Below are 25,417 nucleotides of genomic sequence, written 5' to 3'. Positions count from 1 at the left end.
ACCCCCCCTTCTTAGACTGTTGAAGTGAACTCTAAAAGTTAGACACGAATGCTAGGCAGCTTTCTGGGCATGAGTCCGGTTTTGAACGAGGGCACTAAAAAACTTGATTTTTTTTAAATAAATTCATTTTAGAGAAAAATAGGGCGCTTCTTGTTCAATTTTGAACAGGAAACGCCCTATTTTTTTGCCTATTTATTACTCTTCTTCATTCAGAAGCTTAAAGATTTTTTTAGATTGATAGCCAATATCGTCGTTGCTCCCTGAATTTGCATGTCAAATAAACCCGCAGCCGATGCTAGATCGAAAAAAGAAAATTACTTAAAAAGATTTACAGTACTTTTGCCTTAACTGAATAAGAATTAGTTAATAAAACTTGATTTTAATACGTAATAAACACATACTGAAACAGGACTAACCGATAATAAAAACGACACACTAACTTCTTTTTGATTTTTTTAACAAAAAAAGGTTCAAAATTACTCAGCCCACAATCTTTTTATACCAATGAATTGTTCATCTTGAAATGCCATCCTATACACATCCGGTTTTGATGTCTCCATTAGAAATTCAAATCCATATTGGTTATCGAAATATGCCATCATTTGTGTCATGACAAGTCCATGAGTACCAATTACAACTTTATGTCCTTTAAAATTCTTTATAATCTCTTTTAATACAGCTATAGACCGTATCTGACAATCCGTAATTGATTCTCCCCCAGGTAATGAAAAATCGGGATTGGAAAACATCTTTTCTACGAGTGGATATAATTCCTTATTTAATATTATTTTATCTTCACCTGAAAACACACATTCTTTAAGGTCTTCATATAGGAATATTTCTTTTTCATGAAATTGAGCTAACTCTTCTATCGTTAATACAGCTCGACTATATGGACTTGAAATGAACGTATCTACGCCTTCACTTTTCAATAATTCGGTTACTCTACGCGCATCAAGTTTTCCCTTCTCAGTTAAACCACGTGTCCTTTCGTTTTCTTCTTCTGTTTTAGGTGATTCACCATGTCTAACCATGTAAATATATGTGTACATATTTATCCTCCTTAAAATAATTATATCATTATAACTTAGTGGAAAAATTAAGGTTTCCCACACTATCCTTTTTTGGGGAAAACCTTTTATTTCATAGTTAAATGATTTAAGATTTAACCTGGTGAAAACTTATACAACTACAGATGTTGCTAAATCTCTACACTCCACAAAAGTTTTCACACAATCATCAATATCTTTTTTTGTTGTTTGCCATGAGCAAAGGCTTATCCTAATGGCTGGCTCATTGTGCCACTTTGCACCACTACTATAACATTTTCCGCTTGCTTGTATATTTTTCAGTGTAGCAGATGTTATTTCTGGGTTATCACACTTTAAAACAACTTGATTAAATACTACTTTATTTTCCACAGAGAATCCGTTTTCAGAAAGCTTTTCAGCAAAATACTCCGCATTATCGCAAAGACCATCGACAAGTTCTTCAATTCCACTCTTCCCTAAATATTTAAGCGCAGCCCATAACTCTACACTTCTTGCCCGCTTGGATAACTCGGGAACATATAACATACCATCACGCTGATTGCTATATTGAAGGTAAGAACCGTTTGCTTGCATAGCGCTTACTAATGAATCGCGATTTTTGCATAGAACGATACCACAATCAAATGGTGCGTTTAAAGTTTTATGTGCATCAACGGACCAAGAATCTGCCTTTTCAATGCCTTTAGTAAGATAACTTCTTTTACCTGATACAGCTGCCCAAAGCCCAAAAGCTCCATCCACATGTACCCAAGCACCTTCATTGTTTGCTAGCGTGCATATTTCATCTAAGGGATCGAATGCTCCTCCAGTAACATTACCAGCTTGAGCAATAACTAAGGTTTTGCTATCAAGTAAAGGTAATTTAGCAGCTATCATGCGTCCTTGATCGTCGGCAGGCACCACTTCAACCATTTCTCTGCCAATTCCTAATATTGATAAGGCTTTCCATATAGAAGAATGGGCTTGTTCACCTACAACCACTCTAATTTTTGGCGCATCAAAAAGCCCTTTTAAATGTACATCATGTCCTTGATTGCGTAGTAGTGTATTTCTTGCAGCTGTTATAGCGCAAATTGTTGCAACTGAAGAACCGCTAACAAACCCAGCAGCTGTCCCTCTTTGAAGACCAAATAGTTCAACTAGCCATTTTTCACAGACTTCCTCCAGCTTTGAAGCAATTGGTGACATAACATATAGACCACTGTTCTGATCCCATATATCAGTAAGCCACTTTGCGGCTAGGGTAACTGGAAGTATTCCACCATTTACAAAACCAAAATACTTACCTCCACTTTTAGCCACCGTTGCCTTTGATCCATAGTTATGTAACATTTTAAGTATATTAGATGGAGATGATGATTGTTCAGGTAGCTTTTCATCAAAATTCTGTAAATCCTTCAATGCTTCAAAGGATGGTGAGACGTCCATGTGCGGTAAATTTTCTATATAATCGTATGCATATGCCTTAGCCTGTTCAAGTAGCTCTTTTGTCTTTAATTGTTGAACCATATCTTTTTGTAAGTTTAAATAATCCATTGAATTCTCCTCATTTCATAGTACCCAATATAAATGTCCTTCTATTTGTAATTACATCAAAAGGGGAATCTATTAGTGCTGGGTGCTCAAATCAAAAAAAACAAATTCGATTAACTTATTCACTTTGCTGCTTATAAGCTACTGAAGCTGTTTTTCTTATTAATTTAACTGCAGCTTCAACATTATCACTAGCAATAAGCTCAGCATTTAAAATTATTGCATCAGGTTGACACAACATTATATTATATAAATCAGTTATCTCTGCAGGAGTAGGGATTGGTTGCTGGCGTAACGACGTTAGGATACCAGTTGCAATATATAATTTTTTGTTTAATTTCTTTGATATTTTAGATATATTAACTTGATATTCATATAGTTTATAAATTTCAGAATTTAAAATCAAGTCCCCTCTACCTAACATTAAGCTAGAAGAAGTTGCAATTTCTTCAACATTATCCATAGAATCAGCAGTTTCAATTTTACTAATTATTTCAATGTTCTTATCCAATATACCGTTACTGCATGTCAACAAACTATTTAAATCTGTCACAAAAGAAAATGCTACAGATGAAGGTTTTACTCTATTAATCAAATCAATATAATCTTGATTTACTGATTCTTTAACTACATAGTTATATGATAATGACTTTCTAGTGTACATTTTTATTGTATTGGAGATTTTTGCAATAATATAACCACTTTTTTCGTCTACTTGCACAACAGATAGTATACAGTCACCGTCACTGTATATAAGTTCTTGTCCCACAGAAACTGCTTTGTATATATCTTCATTATCCACAAATATTACTTCTGCTTTCGAATCTTCAATATGACTTTTTTTCCCGGTTATGATAACTATTTCGCCAGCCTTAAAGTCGTGTGTAAACTGGTCATCTTTGAATGAAATTCTTGTCTTCCTTCCCGGGAAAGGGAGATCTAACATTATATTACAATCTTCCATTAATTTATTCTTGGTTATACTATTAATTAATTTTTCTATTTCTTCTATTGAACACTTAGATAAGTTAAACCGAAAACTTTTAATCCCATTGTTCAAAGAATTATTCATTTTAATATTAACTGACTCTTCATCAAAAGGTAGACCAATTGTTGCAATAATTTCAGGACATATCACTACAGTCCCCCACTTTCCTTACGAATTTACTAAACTTAATGTGAACATTGCTTCATTAATTATATAGCGAACTATTACACATTGTTCAATGTTACTATCTACAATATGGATAAATCTATAAGATTCTCATTCCGTTAATAGTAGTAATTAAATAACAATACACTATTAACGGAATGGATCAAAATCAAGTGAAGACTTGTCCAATTAATATCTTCTATAGAAAAGATATTGTATAGATCTCATTGAATGACTTATTAATACTCTAATCCGCTAATTACTAAAAATTTTTGTTAATAGTAGCGTTCACTTCAATTAAATAAAATTTGGTTCTCCCAAATTAAGTTCCATTGATTTCTTTTTTGCTAATTTATACTTCGATATTTTCACTGGGGTTAATTGATATTCCTGCTCAATATAATTAGACAGTATTTCTGTGTCTTTTATTTCTTTAGCCCCTTTAATTTCAAATATTAGTTTTTCTTCATCCAATATTCTAATTGACTCATCTCCATTATCTGTGAATAAGTCCTTATCTATTGTTAACCTATACTCTTTTTCAAGGTATTTAATTTTCCAGGGAATTCTATAATACCGAACTGTATAAGTATTAAACTTACCACTCGAATAATCTGTATTTTTCGAGTAGAAATTTAAATCATTAAGTAATAAAAAAAACATTTCCTCATTTTCGCAAGTACATAAGTTGTTGTACACTTGTTCCTCTATCTGTAATCTTGCTTTTGTAACAAAGCCATGTTTTTTAACTTTTTCTTCAATATAATAATATACATTTTCTGAAGTTGTATATTTTCTCAAACGAATTTTTCCATGTTCTTTTTGTGAGCGCCAATAATATTTATATACGGATTGAATTTCATAACCAAGATCATTAAAGCAATATGAATCCAGATACCCATGTTTACTACAAAAAGAATTAATATCGTCTTCTAGATTTTTTTGCAATAAATATTTATACTCAAATCTCATTTCCATCCACCTTTTAATTTTTTGATTAGTCTATCAAGATGAATTGCTTTTTTTAACATAATAGATACTTAATAAAACCTGTATTTCTAAAAAACAACCGTTTATCTTTTTCTATTCATTTTATATTGTTAGTTTCTTACCTAATCGTTGTAGGAAACTATAGATTGTACGGGGCAACTTTTTTCATATCCACCTTTATATCAAATATTCTGGATATACCTATATATAGTGATTATTATAACGAAAAAGATATTCAATCTAAACTATATGATAGATGGACATTTTTATGTAAAGATTAAGGATGAATTCTTTCAATTGGGAAATATCAGAAAAAGTTAATTGGTTATTATCCCTTAATATATCTTGACCTACCTTCAACTTGCTATTATCGTAATCTATTAAATCTAATTCTCGCTTTTTAAGGAAGTCTGAGAAGAAACTCACATGGTCATCTTCAAATTTTTTACTTTCAACTTCTATATACTTCATCTGATTTCTTACTTCACCATTTAAATCTAAAAATTTCACGTCATGACCAATAATCTTATATTTATTATTTTCGTATTTGACAGTAACCTTTTTGGTCTCTTTATAATAGAATGATAAAATCTTATTATTAAATATACTAAAATCTAATTCTTCAATAGGAGTCCAATCAGTTTTTATCTCTTGGTATGACTGTATTATATCATTAGTAGATGTTAATCTATCTTTGGTAGCTATACTATAAGTTACATCCCCATGATTAACTTTAAATGTTATCTTAGTCTTATCATGCTCATTATCTTCAACTAATAATTGAAAACGATCCCTGTATTTAATGTAATTTAACTGTTTTTCCTCGATATTGTTACATAACTCTTCAATTAATTCTTTTGTATTCAAATTGAAATTTGTTGTAAAATAAGTAATTTCTTTTTCTATTATATTTTTCATAATACTCTCCTTAATTTTGTAATATTAAACAAACATGCACCTTTCTTTTTTACTTTGAACACTTGGTGAGTGTCCCAGACTCTCGACATAATTACCAATTTTATCGAATTCCTTGAAAATATAAGGTGAAGCATATACATCACTCTGTTGATATGACTCTAACTCAAACTCATAAAATACATTACCAGTCACTCTGTCAGTAGACTGGTCGAAAAAAGCAACTCCTAAAAATTCATGTTCCCCTAATGCAGTTTTATGAGGAAACCTAAGAATAAATCCTGTTCTAAAAGAATTGACATTTGATATATTTTTAAGGTTCGACAGATCAGTTATACCTAGATGGTTTTTAATAATTGTATGAATATCACAATCTACTTCAAAGGTTTTCATATTTTTAGGGAGTTTACCATCAACTTTGCACGAATATTCGTATCTGCTCCATATTTTATCAGTTAAAATCTGTGGAAGTTTAAGATTTATTGAGATTTGTGGTCTATACCTAACTCTATAAGTTATTCCAGCATTTGATAAATCTAAATTCTCTGTATCATAATAAAAATCATATACCATTAGGTTTTTATACGGGACAATAACGTAATTTTGCTGAAGATAATCATAAATAGGTTTAAAAGATTTTTTATCAGAGATTTCAAATTTAAGTTCATTTTCTATTATCAGTTTTTCCCTTATGGAATATTCAGTCTTTTTCATATTTTCCTCCACTTAATTAATTTTATTTGTAAAACACCATCAACATTTACCTAATATTGTTTGATTAAAAATAATTATTAAATTTATTCCAACATTATTGACAGTAGGTTAACAAAAATATTTTTAAAGTATCAACCCTTTCTATTTTCATTGATATCTTATCGTGTTATAAAAACAAAATTCATCAGAATATACAAAAAAGTTATTCAGTCCTCTTAAACATGTATCCGAGAATTCTTATCTAAGATATACAGTGAAAATTACATTTTTATCCTATTAATAAATGACATGTGGAAACATTAATAAAATTCTGTCTTTTACAGATTCCAAATGCCTGAATAATCAATGAACAAATCAATTTATATCATTATTTAATATAATTTTCAATATATTTTTACAAAAAAACACAATTATTAGATATTTATGTATTTTTATGTATTAAAATGTCAGATGCGTTTAGTCGTATACGAAGTTTTATTAACACCATGAAAAATAAGCAGTCCATATTCCTATCCATGAAACAAATATGGGAAACCAGAACGGTTCCTTGGGCTGTCATTCTATTAGGCGGAGGTGAGTAGTTACTCTTATTAAATATTCTAAAAAGTCCCTCATTTGTTGCTTTTTGTTTTTTACAATTTTTAGAAAATACTTGCTAATTAGCTGAGTATACGTTACCATCGTATTTACATGCAATTTATTTGAAAAGAGCTTCACCTATGAATCACACTAAAGCTACAGAATCATTACTAATCGCACTTGAGTTTTTTATTCGTTAGACTAATGAGATAAACAAAAAATATACACCAAAAGAATATAGAAATAAGGGTTAATACGCTGCCGATTATTTCATTACATGATTTTTTCACTCAAATTTTCTCAATCTTAATTGCCTGAATACATGGAGATGTAGCTCAGACAAAAAGTTTGCCGTGGTGAGATCATGCCTTTCAATTTTGATTTTCTTCTACACGGGAGAGAAGTTTGGGTATATAAAATTGAAAATTCAGAACGGAAGGAAGAGCGATTTTTTATGAGAAAACACATTACGGGGACGCTTATGAATTTGGTGGTGATGTAAATGAAATGCAGACTCACTTCAAACATTATTTATTTCGGTTTCACGACCAATTTTGTTGAAGTTATTACAAATTGACCTCACTCACAAAGAAAGGTTTTTGTTTTTTCAAACTTTTCTTTGTGAGTGAGGTCACCAAGCGATAGCGCGGTAGGAGTTGATACAATTCTGTGTTTACTTTCTTGACGGTGTATCACTTTTGGGATAGACAGAAAAATATATAAAGTGGAGGTCGACGATTAATGAGTGTTTCTAGCAAAGAATTCGCGGAAGTAAATCAAATGGTATGGAACAAACTTTATAAAGGGCAACATTTAACAGGAACTGCGGTTCGCTCCGTTCCTAATTTGAATGGAACAGCACCAGAAATTATTGAAAAGAATAGTACTTTATTGCATCCTAATAGTAAGATTCTTGAACTAGGTTGCGGTCATGGGACAAATTTGTTGGAACTTGCACGAGTTCATGAGTGTACGGGGATCGATATTTCGAAGGAAGCATTGCAGATGGGGGAAAAAAGGGCGGAGAATGCGGGTGTAAATATCCGTTTTATTGAAAGCGATTTTTACAGTCTTCCATTTGAAGATTCCCAATTTGATTGTGTAATTGGTTTATATAGTCTTCAGTTTAATGATTGGAATTCTGCCCAGAAAGTATTTAAAGAAATACGTAGGGTATTAAAAAAGGACGGGTATTTGATCTTTATGATTCGGTCTACTGCACGCGATATGCCTACGAAATACAAAATACTTGACGATCACGGCTTAACATTCATTTCCTATGAGGAGCATGAATACGGTATGACATATCACCATTATACCGAAGAAGAAATTCGTATTCTTACGGAGGGGTTTGGTAAAATTGAGCTATATGAAGAAACCAAACATTACACGGAAGAAAAGAAGGGGAAAAGAGTTTGGTGGGCAGGAGTATTTAGAAAAGAATAGTCTTATGCTTTGACACAGACCTCACGGAGGGCAATGATGAATACTTTCATTTACATAATAAGACACAGTGAATCACCAGAGACGAAAGTGAATCAAAACCATTCATGCTATATATAAACGAAACCGCAGTTTGCAACCAAACTGCGGTTTTTTAACGTACATAGAATAAAAAAGAGGATTCAAAAGCTATTTTTGATTACTTTTCAAGAGACGATGTAACAAAATTTTATCGTTTTCTGACAGAAGACTCCTTCCTCAAAAATGTGAAGGTGTGAAACACCAATTTTAGGTGGGCGATGAATGTCGGTTGGCATAAGCCAACTAGTTTGCTATCATTTACTTGTACAGATTGCTCTTCGAAAACTGAAGATATGAGGTTGGTTGCAGAAAAACGTTGCAACCGTAAAATCTTCAACGTTCTATCGCCCCATGCTTTCCGAAGTTGCGAAAACCAAGCTAAAGATACACCTTTTTTTCATATTAAAAGATCAGAAAAAATAATTGTGTTCTTAATGAGATGTAACATAGTACCAATTTTTTCTATTTTCTTTATATCTTTAAAGATACTATTAAAATCGTCTTCATTTGGTTTTACATCATCAGGCGCGTAAATCAATCCAGAAAAGTTGTCTATTAGGCCACGATAAGTATAGAAGAAAACTGAAGCATTTTTCTTTCCATAGTGGACAATTACATATACCAATATGTTAAATGGATAAATTATACAAACGGTATGAAGAGAATTTCTACTCTTTTCATACCGTTTTACATTTGTTTATAAGTTTCATACGAAATTCATGGAAAGATGGCAGCATCTCTTTTATAAATAAGTCTCAAAAGTTACCATACCTGATAAAGGAAATATTAATGTAACTCTAGTTCCTTTATTCATTTCAGATTCAACGCCAATTTTAATTCCTAATTTTGAACACAGTTTTTCGCATAGATACAAACCCATTCCTGTACTTTTGCTAAATCTCCTTCCATTCTCTCCAGTAAATCCTTTTTCGAAAACTCTATTTATATCTTTAGGTATTATCCCTACTCCATTGTCCTGTATGGTTAGTATTACTGAGTTAGCTTTCTTAATTGAATATATACGTATCATTGATTCTTTGTTATTTGAGTACTTTATGGAATTTCCTATTATTTGATTAATAATAAATTCAATCCATTTTCCATCACTATATACAATCTCATCAATATCCTGTATATCTAATTTTATTCTCTTATGAATAAAATCCCTATAGTTTCTTTTAATTACATTCCTTACTACATTATCAAGGTTGATTGGCTTTATCATATAGTCTTTATTAACATTATTACTTCGAGAATAATACAGCACCTGTTCTACAAACCCTTCGATTCGATCCAATTGTGAGTCTATTTTATTCGTTACTTCGTTTTGATTATTTTCAATTATTAGCTTTGTAGAAGCAATTGGCGTCTTAATTTCATGTACCCATGTTTCTATATATTCTCTGTAATCTATTTGCATATCTCTATAATATTTTACATTTTCATGCATATCTCTACTTACTTCTTTCAGTATAGCGTTAAGCTTTTCCCCATGTATAAAGTTCGATTCCCTTACTACCTCTGGTAGTAGGTATTTTTTCTCCAAGTTTTCTAATATGCCATTAATCTCATTATAATAATTTTTACATTTTATAAATTCTATAGCCATATATATAATCAATGGAAAAAACCAAATACAAAAGACAAAGAATATGATAATGAACTGAACATTCACAGTCAGCAATATACCTGCTAGTATAATAAATACCAGTACATTAGATAGTATTACTACCATTTTATCTTTAATAAATTCACCTATATTCATGGCATTATATACCCTAAGCTTCTTCTTGTTGCAATTGGATTTTCTATACCTATCTCTTCAAGTTTTTTTCTTAATCTATTTATATTAACAGTTAAGGTGCCATCATCCACAAAATAATCAGATTTCCATAAGGTTTCCATGAGTGAATCTCTTTTTACAATATTACCGCGATTATTTATTAAACATGAGAGTATTTTAGCTTCATTTTTAGTTAACTCTACAGACTTGTCTTGATAAGTAACTGTTGCATTTGAAAGATTTAAATTAAAATCTTTATAAATTAAGATATGATTCGTCTTGAAATCTCCAGATGTTCTTCTTAAAATGTTTGTTACTCTTGCTAATAGTATTTCTGTATTATAAGGCTTTGTTATAAAATCATCTGCTCCTAAATTCATACTTATTAGTTCATCTACATCACTATTTCTGCTGGTAACCATGATGATTGGAACATCTGAAGTTTTACGTGTTTCTCTGCATATATAATAGCCATCGAACACGGGAAGATTTATGTCTAGTAATATAAGGTCTGCATTCTCACTTTCTATATATTCGATAATATGATTAAAATCTGTGGGAGCCTTTACTTCATATCCATACTTTATAAAAAAATGTTGTAATTCTTCTCTGATGATTTCGTCATCTTCAATCAGAATGATTTTTTTCATGACTTTTCCCTCCCTATACAGAATATAAGGCTATTACATCTTGAGAAGCAAGGTGTAATAGCCTTAATAGGCATTATAAAATCAAGTATTACTTTTTACAATATTTTTATACCCGACATATGTCGTGTAGAAATATCCTACATAAACTACAAGGAATACTAAGCCAGTCATCAATGCCGGTAAAGTAATGTCTGTCTGTTGAATTGCGTTAATAAAATTATTGATTACATAAATTCCAACTACAGAATGAATTAGGGCAAGAATAACTGGAAGACTAAAGTATACGAAAGTTTGAATGAAAATCGTTTTGTCAATCATTGTTCCGCTTGAACCAATTCTCTTCAAGGATTTATATCGATCTATGCTATCACTAGCTTCTGATAATTGTTGAAGAGCTAATACAGCCATACTCGTTATTAAAAATACAATACCTATGTATATTCCAATAAACAGTACGACAGTTTTCATTCCCTTACTTTCTGCACAAACTTCATCCTTTGATTTGCCTGCTATACGATTAATATTTAATTTCGGGCCATTTTCGTCATAAAAGCCCCTTGCAACGTTATCATATTTTTTATTATATGCTTCTCTATTTCCATCTAAATAATTTACATTAAGTACGGACTCAGTAATTTTGTAGCCTGATAAAAACTCATCCTTTATAACGATTGTGAAGTAATTAGTTGGCACATTATAAGTGTAAAGATTCTCTTGTATAACTTTAGCGTTTTTTACCAGATATTCTTTTTCTTTAATATTCACCTTATTGCTATTTTTTAATCTTTCATTTGTCGAATTAACCAACCGGCTTTCATTTGATAAAAGTAAAATTTCATTGTTATTTAAAGTGATTTCCTTTTCACCTTTAAGATTTAATATTTTATTATAATCAGATACTTTAATGAAATCTATACTGTTATTATACTTTTTAAGTTCTGGTACAAAGTCCACCACTTCCATCCCTGTTCGATATACATTATAAGATACATATTTTTCGTTATTACTTATTTTAAAATTAGCTTTATTTAATACGTCTTCTATCGTGTAACTTTCATCCTTATTCTCCAACGTTATACTGGCATCAAATGGTGTTATTTCTTTCGTTGTTGCGTCCATCATTCTTTTAAAGCTGATTCCTGTAGATAAAGCCACCATTGTAAGGCATAACATTAAACAGATTACAGACATGGATATAAAATTTGTATTCACCTTACTATTGATTTGTTTGATGATAAATATATTTAACCCTTTAAAATAGACTTTTTTATTCTTCTTTACAACATATAATATAAATCCAGATAAACTAAAGAAAAACAGCACTGTACCTAATATGCCAAGAATGATTGATACCATGAGCATAGGATTTTTATAATTCAATCCAATTTTTAGTACAGTCACATATGCATATCCAAGTGATGCTACACATATAATGAATGCGATTACATAGATAAGAGGATTTCTAAATTTTACATCTTCGTTTTTTCTACCTGCTGTTAACAAATCAATTATTTTGTATTTAGAAACAACATATACATTAAATAACATAACAAGCAAAAACATGATTCCAAAGTATAATACGCTTTTACCTACAGCACCTGTTGAAATTGTAAATTTATATTTATTGATGGGCAAGTCAAATAACTTTAATGCAAATGTAGATAATCCCTGTGATACTCCAATACCTATTATAAGCCCACTCACTAAAGATATAATACCAACTAGAAATGTCTCTGTTACTAATATTCTGGATATATTTCTTCTTCCCATACCTAAAGTCATGTATATTCCTAATTCTTTTTTACGTTTTTTGATTAAGAAATTATTTGCATACAATATTAAACCACCTAATATTACGGATACAAATACTGACACATTTGAGATAGCGTTCATTATTGCAGGCACATACTTTCTATCTGAAGCGTTAATTTCCATAAATGCCTTTTGTGATTCTATGGAGTTAAAGCTATAAAATATACAAACAGCCAGTGTTAGTGTTAAGAAATATATTGCATAATCTTTAAGACTTTTCTTTACATTCCCAATAGCAAGCTTAGAGTACATTATTATCGTCACCTCCAAGAAGGGTTATAACTTCAATAATTTTAGTAAAGAATTCTTTTCTGGAATCATTTCCTCTTACCAACTCAATAAATATTTTGCCATCATTAATAAAAAGAATTCTACGAGCATAGCTTGCTGTAAATGCATCATGAGTAACCATAAGTATGGTAGCTTTTAAATCCTTATTAAGACTTTCAAATCTTTCGAGTAATAATCTAGCCGATTTAGAATCTAGCGATCCTGTTGGTTCATCTGCAAGTACTAAAGATGGTTCTGTTACGATAGCTCTTGCCGAAGCAACCCTTTGTTTTTGTCCACCTGATATTTGATAAGGATATTTGCTTAATACTTGTTCAATGTCTAAATATTTTGCAACTGCTTGTATTTTGTCATCAATTTTTGAACTTTCCTCACCTTTTATAGTTAACGCTAGGGCAATATTTTCATAAGCAGTAAGGGTATCTAATAAATTAAAGTCCTGAAACACAAACCCTAATTCATTTTTTCTAAACTTATCTAATGACTTTGATTTTAACCGAGTAATGTCACTATTATTGATTATTATTTTTCCCGTCGTAACATGATCAATCGTTGATATACAGTTAAGTAGTGTAGTTTTGCCACTTCCTGAGGGCCCCATTATCCCAACAAATTCTCCCTCATCTACCTTAAAACTAATATTATCTAAAGCCTTTGTTACATTATCTTTATTACCATAATATTTTTCAATTTTTTCTACACTTAATATATTTCGCATGAATATTTCTCCTTTTTCATTATAAAAATTCTTTAACTCCCATTCATTTATGTAATTCATTTTATATAATTTCATTTATAGTATCGATGGAATTATATTTCATTAACATTACATTTTTGTTATATTGAGTGATACCTCTACATGTAAGTTATCAGAAATCGCGATAGTATAAGTAAGGATTATTCGATACCTTACCAAAGAGGCAGATAAATGTAGGGGTATCTGTTCTAGTGAAAAAAACGATAAGACTTATGTAATTAGTGGAAATAAACAAACTGGTTACGGCGTAACAACAGCTCTATTTAAAAGACATGGATTCATAGTCATTTTAGAAAAAGATTTTGAAAACAGAAAAAGATTTGACCTTTAAGGCCAAACCTTTTTATTTTTATTATTTCGCAGCTAGTTTTTCTTTCACTTCTTCCCAACCTGATACATCTTCTTCAACTTTTTTATCAGAGTAGTAGACGCGTAGGAATGCTTCTTTACGAATATGTTTTTGAGTATTGAATTCTAATTCTTTTTTCTTTACCGTCTTTATCAAATCCAATTAAATTATAAAGAAAAATTGTTTTTTCACGAATGAGTCCTCCTGATGATTATATTAAAATATTCATTTATTATATATAATAAATTTTTTTATTAAATAACTATTTTACATTTCCGCTTTTTATATCATTGTATTTTTTAGTTTTTAATTAGAGGTAACACCACATCTACAAAAGAATCAGCGGATAAATTCAACATAAGATTAAATGTAAACTATTAATTAGGTATTTAGTTTTTTATTAAAAATTATGGTACGTGAAATTTTATATTTCCTTATTAAAAAAAGCCCCTTGAAAGGAGCATTTATTTTACAAGATACTGTTCTAGTTCTTTTAGTAATAGTTCTGCACCTTCTGGACTTAATGTTATCTTACCATTTGCTACTGCCATGTTATGAGTTGACACTTCTCCTGTTAATGCACAAACACCACCTGGCTCATACTTCTGTAAAACAATGTCTTCCCCTTCTACAAAAATCTCTAATGGTGATTTTTCTTTAATACCAAGTGTATTTCTAAGTTCCTTTGGAATTACTACACGCCCTAATTCATCTACTTTTCTAGCTACTCCGGTTGCTTTCATCTAGTACCTTTCCCCATTTCATTATCAATTTGTACCCAAGCTATTCTTGACTATTGTAACAGGTTTTCACCATACATGAGAAACATAATGAACCCAAAGCAGACGATTTGGGTTTGTTTTGGCGTGGAATAATTCTGGAGGTTTATTCCTATCCAGCGAAATTTTTATAAAATCTTTATTTTAACTTTCATTTTATTTAATAAATAGTATCTAGAATGAGTTGTATACCCCCTATGGATTTTTTAATACGTAATCGGCGTATAAGAATACCTGTTTTTCCTAATAAAATTTCATGAAGGGTAATATTCTGAAAAGGATGTGTTCATTTTGTTAAAAAAACATTAGTACTCACAATAACGATGGGTATTCTGGGAACAAATTTGGGAGAAGTAATGGTAGAGAGTGCACATGCAAACTCTCCTCAAAGTCAGGAGAAAAAAGTAATTAATAGAGAAGTGATAGGTAAACCAGCAAAGGGAATAGGAAAAGGATTATTAAGGGATATAAAAGAACTCTCTGTTACACAGACCAACAATCAGTATTATTTACAAGATACAACAAGAGGAACAAAGATTATAACCATGGATGGCCAAAGGCGGGATGTTGATGATAATGTTCTTCCTAAACCTATCATATGGCTGGATGCTGATAATATAACCTGACTCAACTCGAACTGCCACATAGATACTATCCATCACCTTAAGAAATTTGGATGCTCTTAAGTGTAAAAATAAGGAGGATACATATGAAAATCAAGAAAAATTTTTTACCAGTTGTCTTAGCACTCAGTACAATGGTTACTGGAAGTACAGCATTTTTAACTTCAACAGTTCATGCGGATACAGAGTCTGTCGTACAAAAAAATATCCAAAAGCCCTTAGATTTTAATAGTTTGGCCAATAAACCCCTTGCTGATGCATGGGGAGAAAAATTCTATCATCAGTGGATTCCAAACGTTAGTAGTACAGAGAAAGAAGAGTTCAAGTCATATATGGAGACAGGCTATCATCATTTAAATACGTATCTTCTGGAAAATAAGGGCCAATTAACAGGAAAAGATATCAAAATGGAACAAAAAATCAAGCATTTAGATCGAGCATTTAGTTCTTCCAGTGTACCTGATGACATAGTGGTATATCGTAGAAGTAAGGAAAGTTCGTTTGGCTTAACGGAAGGCACGCTCATAAAAGATAATAAAATTAATGAACAAGAATTTTCTGAATTAAAAAATAAATTATTAGGGAAATATAAAACTGATTATACGTATATGAGCACATCTATTCTTAAAGATCCTTCAGAAAGCTTTAATGGGAGACCAATTTTAATTCGTCTGACGGTACCTAAAGGAAACCATGGCGCATATATTGCTCCGTTAAGCGCTTATCCATGGGAAATGGAGATGTTGCTTCCGAGAAATACGACCTATAAAGTGAATGATATTTCATATGTTAAAAATGGTAATAGCAATTATGTACTAGTTGATGCCACTATCCAAAAACAGTGGAAAACCTGTAGGGATTAATGCTGATTATCATTCCAAATATTAGAATGATAGTGTTCGTAATTTTGGAGTTAGCAATAACGAGGCTTTGAGACAAACAAATTGGACTGGTACCTCTTCTGAAGAATGGTATTTAGGAGGCGATTTTAAAGTTGTGAACCAAGGATTTGGAAAAGTTACATCTTATACGTCGAATTATCAAAGTGGCTCATGAAGAGTAGATGGTTCAATTGTTTCATGTCCTTGGGTTGTAAAAAACAATAAGATAACAGTGGCAAGAAAAAGGGCACAATAATAATTAGAATATATATTGCAATATATTTCACAGTAAGTGCACAAGAAAAGCTAATTGATGGAACCCCCTCAAAAAATGAGGGGGTTTCCCTTGTTACAGTTATTTATTTGCAATAAACAGCTTATTTTGAACGGATTGGCATCATTGATTCTACAACCTTCCAAGTTGACCTAATAGGCCTCACCATATCAAAAAAGAAAATTGTTCGTTTGGACACAAATTAAGATGTTTGGTGTACGCTAAGAAAAAATCCTTGCCGCATATGTAATGTAGCAGAACTTTTTTAAGTTGTTTAATTCTCGTTCACTATCTGCTTTGTTAGTTAACACTTTAATTGTTTTAACAGCCTTTTGTTTAATTCCCACAATGCTGTTTTGTTGCTATCCCATTTCAAAAGCTTTACTGCTTCCTCAAAGCACAACCATTTATAATTGAAATGCTCTCTGGATAATTCAATACTTTTTATAGGAACTTTAACTCCAAAAGAAAATTCTTTTATTACATAAACATCTTCTCCCAAAAAAAATCCTCCAACTACATCCTATACTGGTAGTGAATGCACAAACTCTAGTATCACATAGGGGCATTCTCTTTTAATACCAGCCTCTTCAAACGCTTCCCTTTTTGCTGATTCAATAGGGGTCCCACCATCTTCTCCACCACTAGCTATTCCTTGCCAATAACCATAATCACTTCGGTTAAAAATGGCATATTGAATAGAATTATTGGTTATTATATAAGGAAATATCAATACTTGATATGATGCTTTCATTGCTTAACATCCTTGTACACAGATAATGAATTTGTTTAAAAATTATAATAAATTACTTTAATTTCATTGAACTAAAAGCACATGCAAGTTAAATAAGTTTTAGATTAAAAACTGAAGCCACTTATGTTCTGGTTCGTGTACTTCTAAAGCATATCGCAGCCATTTTTTCTTCTCATTATCTAGATAATCTTTTATAGCGATAAAGTCTTGATGGTCTTTTTCTCTTGTATTCTTCGCCTTATATAAAAGTACAATTTCTGGATTTAGGTATGGAATACCTGTTTTAGTAGTACTCCAAACGGAATTGAGTGGATAAGAAATCCTAAAGTCTCTTCTGAATATCCAATCATTTTCTTTTGTTTCATTAAGAAGAATTTCTATTTTATCTCCGTTTAACATATTGGAAGCGTGTATTTCGTGAATTGGCAAATCTAAAAACTCATTTTCCCAAGTATGGAGCTTACCTTTAATTACCTTTTTGAATTCCCATTCATTAAGATAATCTTTCAGATATTGTTGGTCTTTTCGAAAAACAGCAAACTCTATATCTTTATGTTCTCTTGTTTTCTCACCAATAAAAAGGTCAATCGCCCATCCTCCAGCAATAAACCACGTTCTATCAAAGCTTGACATTAATGAATTGATACTCTGACATTGTTCAAATGACATATAAATCCCCCAAAAAATTTTATCTAAAACCTATTCTCTTTTTGTACTCAAATTTCTTTTGTCTTCTTCAACCATCATCCCCGTTAGTCCAATTATAATAAAACAACTTTATTATTTTTCAAAGAACTTTATAATCTCACATTAATTTTAGCATAATATCCATTTTTGTTTTGCCTAATAGGGATAGAGTCACATCGATATCAAGCTAAGAAAATAACCCCTTATATACCACAGAACTCATTACCAAATGAATGAATTCTTACAAAAATGTTAGGTTACTGTTATATAAATCCATCGCAGTTCACCTCTAAAAGGTGCAAAATAGGTAATGGAAAAACAAGCGTAGGAGGATATATATGACGAAATCAGTTGTAGACGTAAAAAACGTTCAAAAAGTGTACGGTAAAAAAGGTGAGAATCAATCACACGCTTTAAGAGGTGTATCATTCTCAATTCAAGAAGGTGAGTTCGTTGGAATTATGGGACCTTCTGGTTCTGGTAAAACGACATTGTTAAATGTAATTTCAACGCTTGATAAGGCGACAGGTGGCGTTGTTGAAATTGCAGGAACGGATATTACGAAAATGAAGCAAAGTGAGCTTTCTGATTTCCGCTCACAAAAGTTAGGATTCATCTTCCAAGACTTCAACTTATTAGAGAACTTATCTATTTATGAGAACATTGCACTCCCACTTTCACTTCAAGGTGTCCCATCACGTAACATTGGACCGAAAGTAGATAAAGTAGCGGATATGTTAGGAATTTCAGAAATACTTCAAAAGTATCCAACTGAAGTATCTGGTGGACAGAAACAGCGTTCAGCAGCAGCTCGCGCTTTAGTACATGAGCCAGCAATTATTTTAGGAGACGAGCCAACAGGAGCTCTTGATTCTAAAAATGCAACGAGCTTACTTGACGCAATGACAAACTTAAATAAAGAACAAGGTGTATCTATTATGATGGTTACGCATGATCCATATAGTGCAAGTTACTGTCAGCGTATATTATTCATTCAAGATGGTGAGCTATATAAAGAAATTCACCGAGGCGGTACACGCGAAGAGTTTTATAAAGAAATTTTAGATGTGCTTGCAGACTTAGGCACACAAAAAGCGTAAGAAAGGAGAACTGGGCATGTTATTCAAACTTTCCATGTCAGGGCTAAAAAGTAAGCTGAAAGATTATATCGTCTTACTTGTCGGTCTTGTCATGTCGATATCAATTTTTTATATGTTTCAAACGTTAGCGCTGAATAAAACGTTTATCGAATCTAATTCAGCTATTCGAACAATTGGATTCATATTCCAAGCAGGTTCATTTTTATTAGCAATTATAACCTTCTTCTATATTTTATATGCGAACTCTTTCTTACTATCACTTCGTCAAAAAGAGTTTGGTATGTATATGATGTTAGGAGCTAAAAAGCATAAAGTTACATTACTTATGTTTATCGAGACAATTGTATTAGGCGCCGCGTCTCTTGCGATTGGAATTGCAGTTGGTGTAGGACTTGCAGAAGTTATCGGACAGTTATTAATGAAACAACTCGAGTTTGCTGGTGAAGGCTATAAAGCATTTTATATACCATCTATGACTGTTACTTGCATCTTCTTCTTTGCACTATTTGTATTATCAGCAATTATGAATAGTATTAAATTATCTCGTATTTCTGTATTACAACTTGTACATGCTGACGCACAAACAGAACGTGTTGCAGTAAAAGGAAAAATGACAGGTATGGTTGCATTCCTTGCGGTTATTTTATTGGGTATTGGCTATGCATCAATGATTTATATGGAACAATTAAGAGAGATAGTTGGTATAGAAATTGTACTAATTGCTGCAATCTTCACGACACTTGGTACATATATGCTATTTGGATCACTTCTCCCTTTCATCATTAAAAAACTAAGAAGTAATAAAAAATATAGTGAACAAGGACTTAACGCATTTACATTTGCTCAACTAAATTTCCGAATTAATAGTTTAACGAGAATACTTGGGACAGTAGCGATGTTAGTTGCTCTTGGGGCAGGTGCAATTTCAGGTGGTATGGCGTTTAAAAATAATGTTATACAAAAAGTTGATGGTGTAGAGATTTACGACTCAGTAGTTCATAATCCAACAGCTGAAGAAAAGAAAATTTTAGATGGTATATCATTTAAAAATAAAGCTGAGTACCATTATAAAGCAGACGATAAGTATGTTTATTATGTAAAAGAAGATTTAGAGAAACAAAAGCCACTCATTCGAGAGGGTTTAGGTAAAGAGAATTTCGGTAAATATAAAGAAATTTCAGGAGAGGCTCCAGTAGGGGCAGTAGCAGGAGTGAGATCAGAGCAAAATCAAAATGAAAAAGAAATGCCTAAAGAATGGGATGAGGCATTTAGAACAATTCAACCATATTATTTATACGAAGATCATGCAATTAAAATTGTAGATCAAAAAATGTACGATGGGATAAATGGTAAAGAAGGTATAGCATTTATCGGAAAAGTAGATGATTTCTTAACATATACAAAAGAATGGAAAAAACTTGACGAGTTGCAACTAGATAAATATAAAAATGTACCAGCTGAAAACATGAACAGTAAATATCAATTTTACTATATGTCCTACGGCCTTGCGAGTGGAACAGTATTTATGGGATTCTTCCTTGGAATTGCATTCTTAGCAATGATGGCAAGTTGTTTAATGTTTAAAATTCTTTCTGGTGCATCAAAAGATATTACGCGTTATCAAATGCTTCGTAAAATCGGTGTGCGCCGTGAATTATTAACAAAATCTATTTATAAGGAGTTATTCTTAGTATTCCTATTCCCGGCAATTGTCGGTATTGCTCACGTATTAGTTGGTATGAATATTTTCGGATTTATTTTAATTGATCCTTACTTCCGTATTTGGGTACCAATTGTAATTTTCGTAGTTATTTATGCGATTTATTACTTCATTACAGTTCAATTGTATAAAACAATCATTCTACCACATAGAGATATTAACGAATGATTATATCGTATATAGAATATATAAATATTTTTATACATTCAGCACTCCTAAATCTATGTTCGTTCAAGTCATATCAATTCAATTTGTTAAAGGGGTTGAGAGCGATATAAGGATTTCAAAGTCTAAATAGGACGTATATAGAACTTAATAGATATCTTACTTTTTTATATAAGTGTTCATATAAACATCATGAATGGATTCTTACGCAAAATTCAAAGCTAATCTGGGGGCTGTTGCAAAGTTTTTCAACTATGCTCTTACGATTTTAAAAATTTTGCAGTAGAACCTTAAAAATCTATGGAATCTGATAAAATATTTTGAAAGTAGGTGATTTACATGATGTATTTATTGGCAGTCATATGCCCACCACTTGCCGTATTGGTTTGTGGGAAACCATTTCAAGCGATAATAAACTTTTTTCTAACACTCTTTTTTTATATTCCTGGGATGGTTCATGCAGTTATGTTGGTGCATGACAAGAAGGCGTGATGTCTCTCGATTAAATAGGAAGTACGGTTCTGTCGCAAAGTTTGTAAATCGAAAAAATGAAGTTTGATTGTTGCAAACTTCGTCTTCGTTTATATAGAGCATGAATGGTTTCAATCCCTTTGATTGTTAATTGTCTCACGAGGAATCCTCCAAAAAAAGCTGCTTCAGATGTTGTCATGTATTTATCGATTTCTTTCATGAGAATTCTCTTTGTTTTTGCTTTTCCTTTTATGTTACAATAATAAAGTAGGAAATGGACAAGATTTCCTTCTTCTTCAGTCACGCATTACCTAAACTCTTTGTTTGCTGTTAAGCAAATGAAGGGTTTTTATTTTGCTTGCTTAAATTTACTATCTATGACAGCCAAACGAATCAACTTCAGCTTAATATCCTTACTAAGAGAAAGCCATTCAGATGTACCAATTTTCATATCCTTTTCCTCCCCATTCCCTTTTTATACTTCAAGAAAATTACCCCCTTATTAAATTAGATGCGTAATGCACCTTATTTTCCTAACTTATTTTTCCTTGAGCAATAAAGACAGCCACTACCATAAGCACGATTATTAACTGAAGTTTCCCATTCGTGACCTTCATTACATTTCCACCATACTCTTTTACTTGAACTCCTCGTGACATCATAAGGCGTTAAAGTTCCATTTTTAGTGGGATGCCATGATAATATTTGCTTTGTAGCATTTTCTAATGTCATTTCTGTGTCGTTCTTTAAGTTTATAACCTTACGAAACACCATTACATCGCTTTCTCTATACTTCCTATGCCCACGTTCATTCTTTATGAAAGTATAACCCTCTTTTTCTAGTACATCAGCATACTTACGTAATGTACTAGATTGGATACCTAATTGCTCTGCCACGTCGCCAGGACTATATAGCGTATTCATAGCGTCTCACCTCAAAAATATATTCGCTATAGCAATGATATACCCTTTTTCCTAATAATTCACGTATCACTTGTTTTAAATTCTTAACATCCATAATCTTTACATAGATAATTTATATAATTCCTATTACAACCCCAATTTAAAGAACACATATCAATTTTAAAATTAGATACTCATCACATCCTCATACCGACATCAAAATCTTTTTTCTATATACAAGATTTTATGCAAAAAAAGAATAGCGGGGGATCCCTAGAATCATCGCTATATCAACGATGTATAAAATCATGTATAAAAGATAAATAGACATGAAAGCAAGAAACCTTGCAAATACAAGGTTTCTATCAAACGATTTGCTACTGATAATGAGACGTTATGTTAACTTCACGTAAATAGAAAATACATAATGTTATACAGTATCCCTTCTGATAAAATGGAATTAACAGGAGAGGAATTTACAAGGATATTGGTATTGGTGGGATCATTTATTTAATAATCGTAATTGGACTCATTATACTATTTTTCGTTTCTTTCATTTTATTTCTGAGAACACTCCTTCGAAAAATTCCTATAAAGCATCTGCCTTACATAATATTGAACAACTTCAACAAGAAAATAATATGCTCCTTAAAAAATTAATACAGGAACTCAAAGAGAAAAAAATTGATAAACTTTAACTTTCAATATCGAAAGTTATATCAACTTGGGGAGGATTATAGAACAATGCAAAGAGAAAAATCATGTGGAGTAATTATATATCAAGACAAACCAGATACTCGATATCTAATTGTAAAAAGTAAAGCTAATGGCCACTGGGGTTTTCCAAAAGGACACATAGAAGAAAACGAAACTGAGATTGATACAGCAAGAAGAGAGGTTAAAGAAGAAACAGGTCTAGATGTACTAATTCATGAAGATTTTAAGACAAGTATGGAATATGAAATTTCAGAAACAACTAGAAAAGAAGTGATCTTATTTTTAGGAACACCCATGAGTACATCTGTAACCATTCAGGAGGGTGAAATTGCAATGTATAAATGGGCTACATTTACAGATACATTAAACTTATTTGACCATGAAAATCAAAAACAAATTCTAAAACAGGCCCATGAGTTTTTAAATAAGAAATTAAGTTAGACATTACTATCGAGAAGTAGTGTAAATCACTTAGAAGAGGAAATTACAAGAACACTAGAACTTTTTCTTAATGAATCATGACTTCCACTAACGATAATTATGTAAATGAGCTGTCCATATGGTCGGCTTATTGTATTTTTTATGGATTTAACCATATCTTTTCGTTTCAATTTTGCTTTTGTCTGTCGGCTTGGCGAGAAAAGCACACAAGCCGAAAAAAGTTTTGCAAGGACAAAACCAAAAAGAAAAGGCGGTAGCCTTTAGTTGAAGGTCAACGAACCGATTTTTTTAATACCACCCGTTCCTTGTGGAACTTTTAGATCTATATAAGAATGAGAAGAGCAAAGTGAAAAAATTTAGTAATATCAAGAGTTTATAAGATATGGCGTGTACCCAAAAGAACTCCTAAGAAATGGGGAATATTAATAAAAAAAGATCTTATTACAAAATGACATCTAAAATAAATTCTCTGCTAGGCTGATACACTGTGTGGTCTATCCTAAACGCTGCATACTGATGATCTGAATAATCATTTATAGGCTCTACGTAAAGATGAAAATCTAGGTAATAAATGTAACGTTTTCGGAAGTTAGTTACTGGAAAGGTTGACAAGACGAACAAACTTGTGTCAAAAGCGATATCTATGTTTGTGTATTATCACTTGGACAATATTCGTAGGTAGGTTTCCAGCGACCATTTTTACATGTATACCTTATATCACCGATACAAGTAGTGGCCTCTTCTTGTTCACATGGGCCCATGTCATAGGGGAAATTTTGTTCGAAGCTTTGTGACGGATTATCATCCTGACAAAAACGACCTATAGATTTTCCAACGACCACCGCTACAAACGTACCAGATATCACCTCTACAAACTCTAGCCCCTGGTTCTTGAAATGGGCTTCCTTCTAAGGAAAAATTTTGTTCTGGACTCTCTGTATTTGTATATTTTGTTTGATTGGTCATGTTTTATCACCTCCTAATAACCATTATCTTCTCAATTTGTTTGTGTACTTATTAAGGAAAGAAATGGTGACAGAACCGTCTATTTCCCAACCTAAAATTGTATAAAATCTTGCACGCTCTTAGCGTGGTTTTTTTCCGAAATGCTGGCGGGACCCCATCGTCATGAAACTAAGAAAAGCAAATACCCCCAAAAAAGAAAAATTGAGCCAAACTCTTATAAATAACTGTGAAAAGATAAATTTTTTGTTATGGGAGGTTTCTCAAAATATTAGCTTGATGGGCATGGGGTCACCATATCATATCGGGAAAATTGAACGTTTAGATATAGTTTTGACACATTTTAAGCGTTTTCTGTACGTTAAGAGACATCTGTCCAGAAAATCTTGTATAAATATAAGATACTGAAAAGGTATGAAGACAACAAATTACAAACTAAATAAAGATAATGAGCCGAATATTCCTTAGAGTAGGAAATTCGGTTCATTTTATGTCAGAATTTGCTTAGCGTATATTTTCGTTAAAATGTGGGGGGAACCCGTGTAGGTGTTTCTATCTGCCAATCTTTCGGACAAAATAGAAAGAGTAACGCTTCATTTCTCATAAGGTTGTGTGCTAATCAAATTTTTGGTACTATTTTTTGTATCATCGAATAGCACACGACACTTTTTTATTTATTTAATACTGTACTGTTAACAACTGTGCTTAGATTCTTTAAAATTCGATTTGCATTTCATATCCCACCTAAGTCATGGTTTGAATTGAACTACCCCCACTTTCACTTCGTTTAGAAGTGGGGGATTCCTAAGTAAAGAGTTCTATCGAACTCTAATTTAT

Annotated in this window: 22 protein-coding genes and 6 pseudogenes; 10 read left to right on the top strand and 18 right to left on the bottom strand. The window is 31.7% G+C overall.

The window, feature by feature from the left end:
* Positions 1 to 476 precede the first annotated feature (476 nt).
* From JDS92_RS22750 to JDS92_RS22725, 6 genes are all read right to left on the bottom strand, one after another.
* Complete coding sequence (locus tag JDS92_RS22750) at positions 477 to 1,052, bottom strand: histidine phosphatase family protein (RefSeq protein WP_097959072.1); 576 nt, start codon at positions 1,050 to 1,052, stop codon at positions 477 to 479.
* 129 nt (positions 1,053 to 1,181) lie between these two features.
* Entirely contained in the window at positions 1,182 to 2,588 is a 1,407-nt protein-coding gene (locus JDS92_RS22745; protein WP_199632546.1) for a pyridoxal phosphate-dependent decarboxylase family protein, read from the bottom strand.
* A 115-nt stretch (positions 2,589 to 2,703) separates the two neighbouring features.
* Positions 2,704 to 3,723 (bottom strand): pyruvate kinase, encoded by a 1,020-nt coding sequence (locus JDS92_RS22740; RefSeq protein WP_199632545.1) that lies wholly within the window; start codon positions 3,721 to 3,723, stop codon positions 2,704 to 2,706.
* 312 nt (positions 3,724 to 4,035) lie between these two features.
* Positions 4,036 to 4,710, bottom strand: a complete 675-nt coding sequence (locus tag JDS92_RS22735) for a CYTH domain-containing protein (RefSeq protein ID WP_097959076.1) — start codon at positions 4,708 to 4,710, stop codon at positions 4,036 to 4,038.
* Positions 4,711 to 4,968: 258 nt separating this feature from the next.
* Positions 4,969 to 5,646 carry a hypothetical protein gene (locus JDS92_RS22730; RefSeq protein ID WP_199632544.1) on the bottom strand — a complete coding sequence of 226 codons (678 nt, stop codon included), beginning with the start codon at positions 5,644 to 5,646 and terminating at the stop codon, positions 4,969 to 4,971.
* 24 nt (positions 5,647 to 5,670) lie between these two features.
* The gene (locus JDS92_RS22725; RefSeq protein WP_199632543.1) at positions 5,671 to 6,357 is read right to left on the bottom strand and encodes a hypothetical protein; all 687 of its coding nucleotides are present in this window, start codon (positions 6,355 to 6,357) and stop codon (positions 5,671 to 5,673) included.
* Positions 6,358 to 7,677: 1,320 nt separating this feature from the next.
* Here JDS92_RS22725 and JDS92_RS22720 point away from each other — a divergent pair.
* Both JDS92_RS22720 and JDS92_RS31725 read left to right on the top strand, forming a co-directional pair.
* Entirely contained in the window at positions 7,678 to 8,382 is a 705-nt protein-coding gene (locus JDS92_RS22720; RefSeq protein ID WP_199632542.1) for a class I SAM-dependent methyltransferase, read from the top strand.
* A 91-nt stretch (positions 8,383 to 8,473) separates the two neighbouring features.
* Positions 8,474 to 8,551 (top strand): annotated as a pseudogene (locus JDS92_RS31725) (IS6 family transposase); the annotation flags it as partial.
* A gap of 340 nt (positions 8,552 to 8,891) precedes the next feature.
* Here JDS92_RS31725 and JDS92_RS31610 read toward each other — a convergent pair.
* The 7 genes and pseudogenes from JDS92_RS31610 to JDS92_RS22685 all read right to left on the bottom strand — a co-directional run.
* Positions 8,892 to 9,076 (bottom strand): annotated as a pseudogene (locus tag JDS92_RS31610) (hypothetical protein); the annotation flags it as partial.
* A gap of 126 nt (positions 9,077 to 9,202) precedes the next feature.
* Entirely contained in the window at positions 9,203 to 10,225 is a 1,023-nt protein-coding gene (locus JDS92_RS22715; RefSeq protein WP_199632541.1) for a sensor histidine kinase, read from the bottom strand.
* Positions 10,222 to 10,893, bottom strand: a complete 672-nt coding sequence (locus JDS92_RS22710; RefSeq protein ID WP_199632540.1) for a response regulator transcription factor — start codon at positions 10,891 to 10,893, stop codon at positions 10,222 to 10,224. Before JDS92_RS22710 ends, JDS92_RS22715 begins: the two co-directional genes overlap by 4 nt.
* Before the next feature lie 81 nt (positions 10,894 to 10,974).
* A complete protein-coding gene (locus tag JDS92_RS22705) occupies positions 10,975 to 12,957 on the bottom strand; it encodes an FtsX-like permease family protein (RefSeq protein WP_199632539.1) in 1,983 nt (660 codons plus the stop codon).
* Positions 12,947 to 13,714 (bottom strand): ABC transporter ATP-binding protein, encoded by a 768-nt coding sequence (locus tag JDS92_RS22700; RefSeq protein ID WP_199632538.1) that lies wholly within the window; start codon positions 13,712 to 13,714, stop codon positions 12,947 to 12,949. The genes JDS92_RS22705 and JDS92_RS22700 overlap by 11 nt, the downstream gene beginning before the upstream one ends.
* Positions 13,715 to 14,105: 391 nt before the next feature.
* Positions 14,106 to 14,280 (bottom strand): annotated as a pseudogene (locus JDS92_RS22690) (YxeA family protein); the annotation flags it as partial.
* A gap of 286 nt (positions 14,281 to 14,566) precedes the next feature.
* A complete protein-coding gene (locus tag JDS92_RS22685) occupies positions 14,567 to 14,845 on the bottom strand; it encodes an AbrB/MazE/SpoVT family DNA-binding domain-containing protein (protein ID WP_097958918.1) in 279 nt (92 codons plus the stop codon).
* Between the two features lie 392 nt (positions 14,846 to 15,237).
* Between JDS92_RS22685 and JDS92_RS22680 the strand changes: the two genes are divergently transcribed.
* The 3 genes from JDS92_RS22680 to JDS92_RS31270 all read left to right on the top strand — a co-directional run bounded on the left by JDS92_RS22680 (position 15,238) and on the right by JDS92_RS31270 (position 16,560).
* The gene (locus JDS92_RS22680) at positions 15,238 to 15,507 is read left to right on the top strand and encodes a hypothetical protein (protein ID WP_199632537.1); all 270 of its coding nucleotides are present in this window, start codon (positions 15,238 to 15,240) and stop codon (positions 15,505 to 15,507) included.
* Between the two features lie 83 nt (positions 15,508 to 15,590).
* The gene (locus JDS92_RS22675; RefSeq protein ID WP_199632536.1) at positions 15,591 to 16,367 is read left to right on the top strand and encodes an ADP-ribosyltransferase; all 777 of its coding nucleotides are present in this window, start codon (positions 15,591 to 15,593) and stop codon (positions 16,365 to 16,367) included.
* 67 nt (positions 16,368 to 16,434) lie between these two features.
* Entirely contained in the window at positions 16,435 to 16,560 is a 126-nt protein-coding gene (locus JDS92_RS31270) for a hypothetical protein (RefSeq protein ID WP_274606225.1), read from the top strand.
* Between the two features lie 403 nt (positions 16,561 to 16,963).
* Here JDS92_RS31270 and JDS92_RS22670 read toward each other — a convergent pair.
* Both JDS92_RS22670 and JDS92_RS22665 read right to left on the bottom strand, forming a co-directional pair.
* Positions 16,964 to 17,413, bottom strand: a pseudogene (locus tag JDS92_RS22670) (NUDIX hydrolase).
* Between the two features lie 99 nt (positions 17,414 to 17,512).
* Positions 17,513 to 18,082 (bottom strand): nucleotidyltransferase domain-containing protein, encoded by a 570-nt coding sequence (locus JDS92_RS22665; protein ID WP_199632535.1) that lies wholly within the window; start codon positions 18,080 to 18,082, stop codon positions 17,513 to 17,515.
* Between the two features lie 356 nt (positions 18,083 to 18,438).
* On the opposite strand from JDS92_RS22665, the gene JDS92_RS22660 reads away from it, so the two are divergent.
* The 3 genes from JDS92_RS22660 (at position 18,439) to JDS92_RS22650 (ending at position 21,577) form a co-directional block, all read left to right on the top strand.
* Positions 18,439 to 19,200 (top strand): ABC transporter ATP-binding protein, encoded by a 762-nt coding sequence (locus tag JDS92_RS22660; protein ID WP_199632534.1) that lies wholly within the window; start codon positions 18,439 to 18,441, stop codon positions 19,198 to 19,200.
* Between the two features lie 16 nt (positions 19,201 to 19,216).
* Positions 19,217 to 21,088, top strand: a complete 1,872-nt coding sequence (locus tag JDS92_RS22655; protein WP_199632533.1) for an FtsX-like permease family protein — start codon at positions 19,217 to 19,219, stop codon at positions 21,086 to 21,088.
* Between the two features lie 336 nt (positions 21,089 to 21,424).
* Entirely contained in the window at positions 21,425 to 21,577 is a 153-nt protein-coding gene (locus tag JDS92_RS22650; protein ID WP_086396275.1) for a YqaE/Pmp3 family membrane protein, read from the top strand.
* A 519-nt stretch (positions 21,578 to 22,096) separates the two neighbouring features.
* On the opposite strand, the pseudogene JDS92_RS31020 reads toward JDS92_RS22650, so the two are convergent.
* A pseudogene (locus tag JDS92_RS31020) lies at positions 22,097 to 22,480 on the bottom strand (zinc-ribbon domain-containing protein); the annotation flags it as partial.
* A 438-nt stretch (positions 22,481 to 22,918) separates the two neighbouring features.
* Between JDS92_RS31020 and JDS92_RS31605 the strand changes: the two are divergent.
* On the top strand, positions 22,919 to 23,119 hold the full coding sequence (locus tag JDS92_RS31605) for a DUF4083 family protein (protein ID WP_097959948.1): 201 nt from the start codon (positions 22,919 to 22,921) through the stop codon (positions 23,117 to 23,119).
* 84 nt (positions 23,120 to 23,203) lie between these two features.
* Positions 23,204 to 23,617 carry a bis(5'-nucleosyl)-tetraphosphatase gene (locus JDS92_RS22635; RefSeq protein ID WP_097959947.1) on the top strand — a complete coding sequence of 138 codons (414 nt, stop codon included), beginning with the start codon at positions 23,204 to 23,206 and terminating at the stop codon, positions 23,615 to 23,617.
* Positions 23,618 to 24,418: 801 nt separating this feature from the next.
* On the opposite strand, the gene JDS92_RS22630 is transcribed toward JDS92_RS22635, so the two are convergent.
* Together JDS92_RS22630 and JDS92_RS31015 are read right to left on the bottom strand one after the other, a co-directional pair.
* Entirely contained in the window at positions 24,419 to 24,583 is a 165-nt protein-coding gene (locus JDS92_RS22630) for a hypothetical protein (protein ID WP_199632532.1), read from the bottom strand.
* 535 nt (positions 24,584 to 25,118) lie between these two features.
* Positions 25,119 to 25,301: pseudogene (locus JDS92_RS31015) on the bottom strand (replication-relaxation family protein); the annotation flags it as partial.
* Between the last annotated feature and the right edge of the window lie 116 nt (positions 25,302 to 25,417).

Source organism: Bacillus cereus group sp. N12, assembly GCF_016483575.1.
Classification (GTDB): Bacteria; Bacillota; Bacilli; order Bacillales; family Bacillaceae_G; genus Bacillus_A; species Bacillus_A toyonensis.
Note: the sequence above shows the minus strand (reverse complement) of the source record. Positions and strands in the feature narration are given on the sequence as shown.

Bases quoted from the DNA above. Each gene is read 5' to 3' on its own strand.
- JDS92_RS22750 (WP_097959072.1), bottom strand. From the start codon at position 1,052: ATGTACACATATATTTACATGGTTAGACATGGTGAATCACCTAAAACA.
- JDS92_RS22745 (WP_199632546.1), bottom strand. From the start codon at position 2,588: ATGGATTATTTAAACTTACAAAAAGATATGGTTCAACAATTAAAGACA.
- JDS92_RS22735 (WP_097959076.1), bottom strand. From the start codon at position 4,710: ATGAGATTTGAGTATAAATATTTATTGCAAAAAAATCTAGAAGACGAT.
- JDS92_RS22730 (WP_199632544.1), bottom strand. From the start codon at position 5,646: ATGAAAAATATAATAGAAAAAGAAATTACTTATTTTACAACAAATTTC.
- JDS92_RS22725 (WP_199632543.1), bottom strand. From the start codon at position 6,357: ATGAAAAAGACTGAATATTCCATAAGGGAAAAACTGATAATAGAAAAT.
- JDS92_RS22720 (WP_199632542.1), top strand. From the start codon at position 7,678: ATGAGTGTTTCTAGCAAAGAATTCGCGGAAGTAAATCAAATGGTATGG.
- JDS92_RS22715 (WP_199632541.1), bottom strand. From the start codon at position 10,225: ATGAATATAGGTGAATTTATTAAAGATAAAATGGTAGTAATACTATCT.
- JDS92_RS22710 (WP_199632540.1), bottom strand. From the start codon at position 10,893: ATGAAAAAAATCATTCTGATTGAAGATGACGAAATCATCAGAGAAGAA.
- JDS92_RS22705 (WP_199632539.1), bottom strand. From the start codon at position 12,957: ATGTACTCTAAGCTTGCTATTGGGAATGTAAAGAAAAGTCTTAAAGAT.
- JDS92_RS22700 (WP_199632538.1), bottom strand. From the start codon at position 13,714: ATGCGAAATATATTAAGTGTAGAAAAAATTGAAAAATATTATGGTAAT.
- JDS92_RS22685 (WP_097958918.1), bottom strand. From the start codon at position 14,845: ATGAAAGCAACCGGAGTAGCTAGAAAAGTAGATGAATTAGGGCGTGTA.
- JDS92_RS22680 (WP_199632537.1), top strand. From the start codon at position 15,238: ATGGTAGAGAGTGCACATGCAAACTCTCCTCAAAGTCAGGAGAAAAAA.
- JDS92_RS22675 (WP_199632536.1), top strand. From the start codon at position 15,591: ATGAAAATCAAGAAAAATTTTTTACCAGTTGTCTTAGCACTCAGTACA.
- JDS92_RS22665 (WP_199632535.1), bottom strand. From the start codon at position 18,082: ATGTCATTTGAACAATGTCAGAGTATCAATTCATTAATGTCAAGCTTT.
- JDS92_RS22660 (WP_199632534.1), top strand. From the start codon at position 18,439: ATGACGAAATCAGTTGTAGACGTAAAAAACGTTCAAAAAGTGTACGGT.
- JDS92_RS22655 (WP_199632533.1), top strand. From the start codon at position 19,217: ATGTTATTCAAACTTTCCATGTCAGGGCTAAAAAGTAAGCTGAAAGAT.
- JDS92_RS22650 (WP_086396275.1), top strand. From the start codon at position 21,425: ATGATGTATTTATTGGCAGTCATATGCCCACCACTTGCCGTATTGGTT.
- JDS92_RS22635 (WP_097959947.1), top strand. From the start codon at position 23,204: ATGCAAAGAGAAAAATCATGTGGAGTAATTATATATCAAGACAAACCA.
- JDS92_RS22630 (WP_199632532.1), bottom strand. From the start codon at position 24,583: ATGACCAATCAAACAAAATATACAAATACAGAGAGTCCAGAACAAAAT.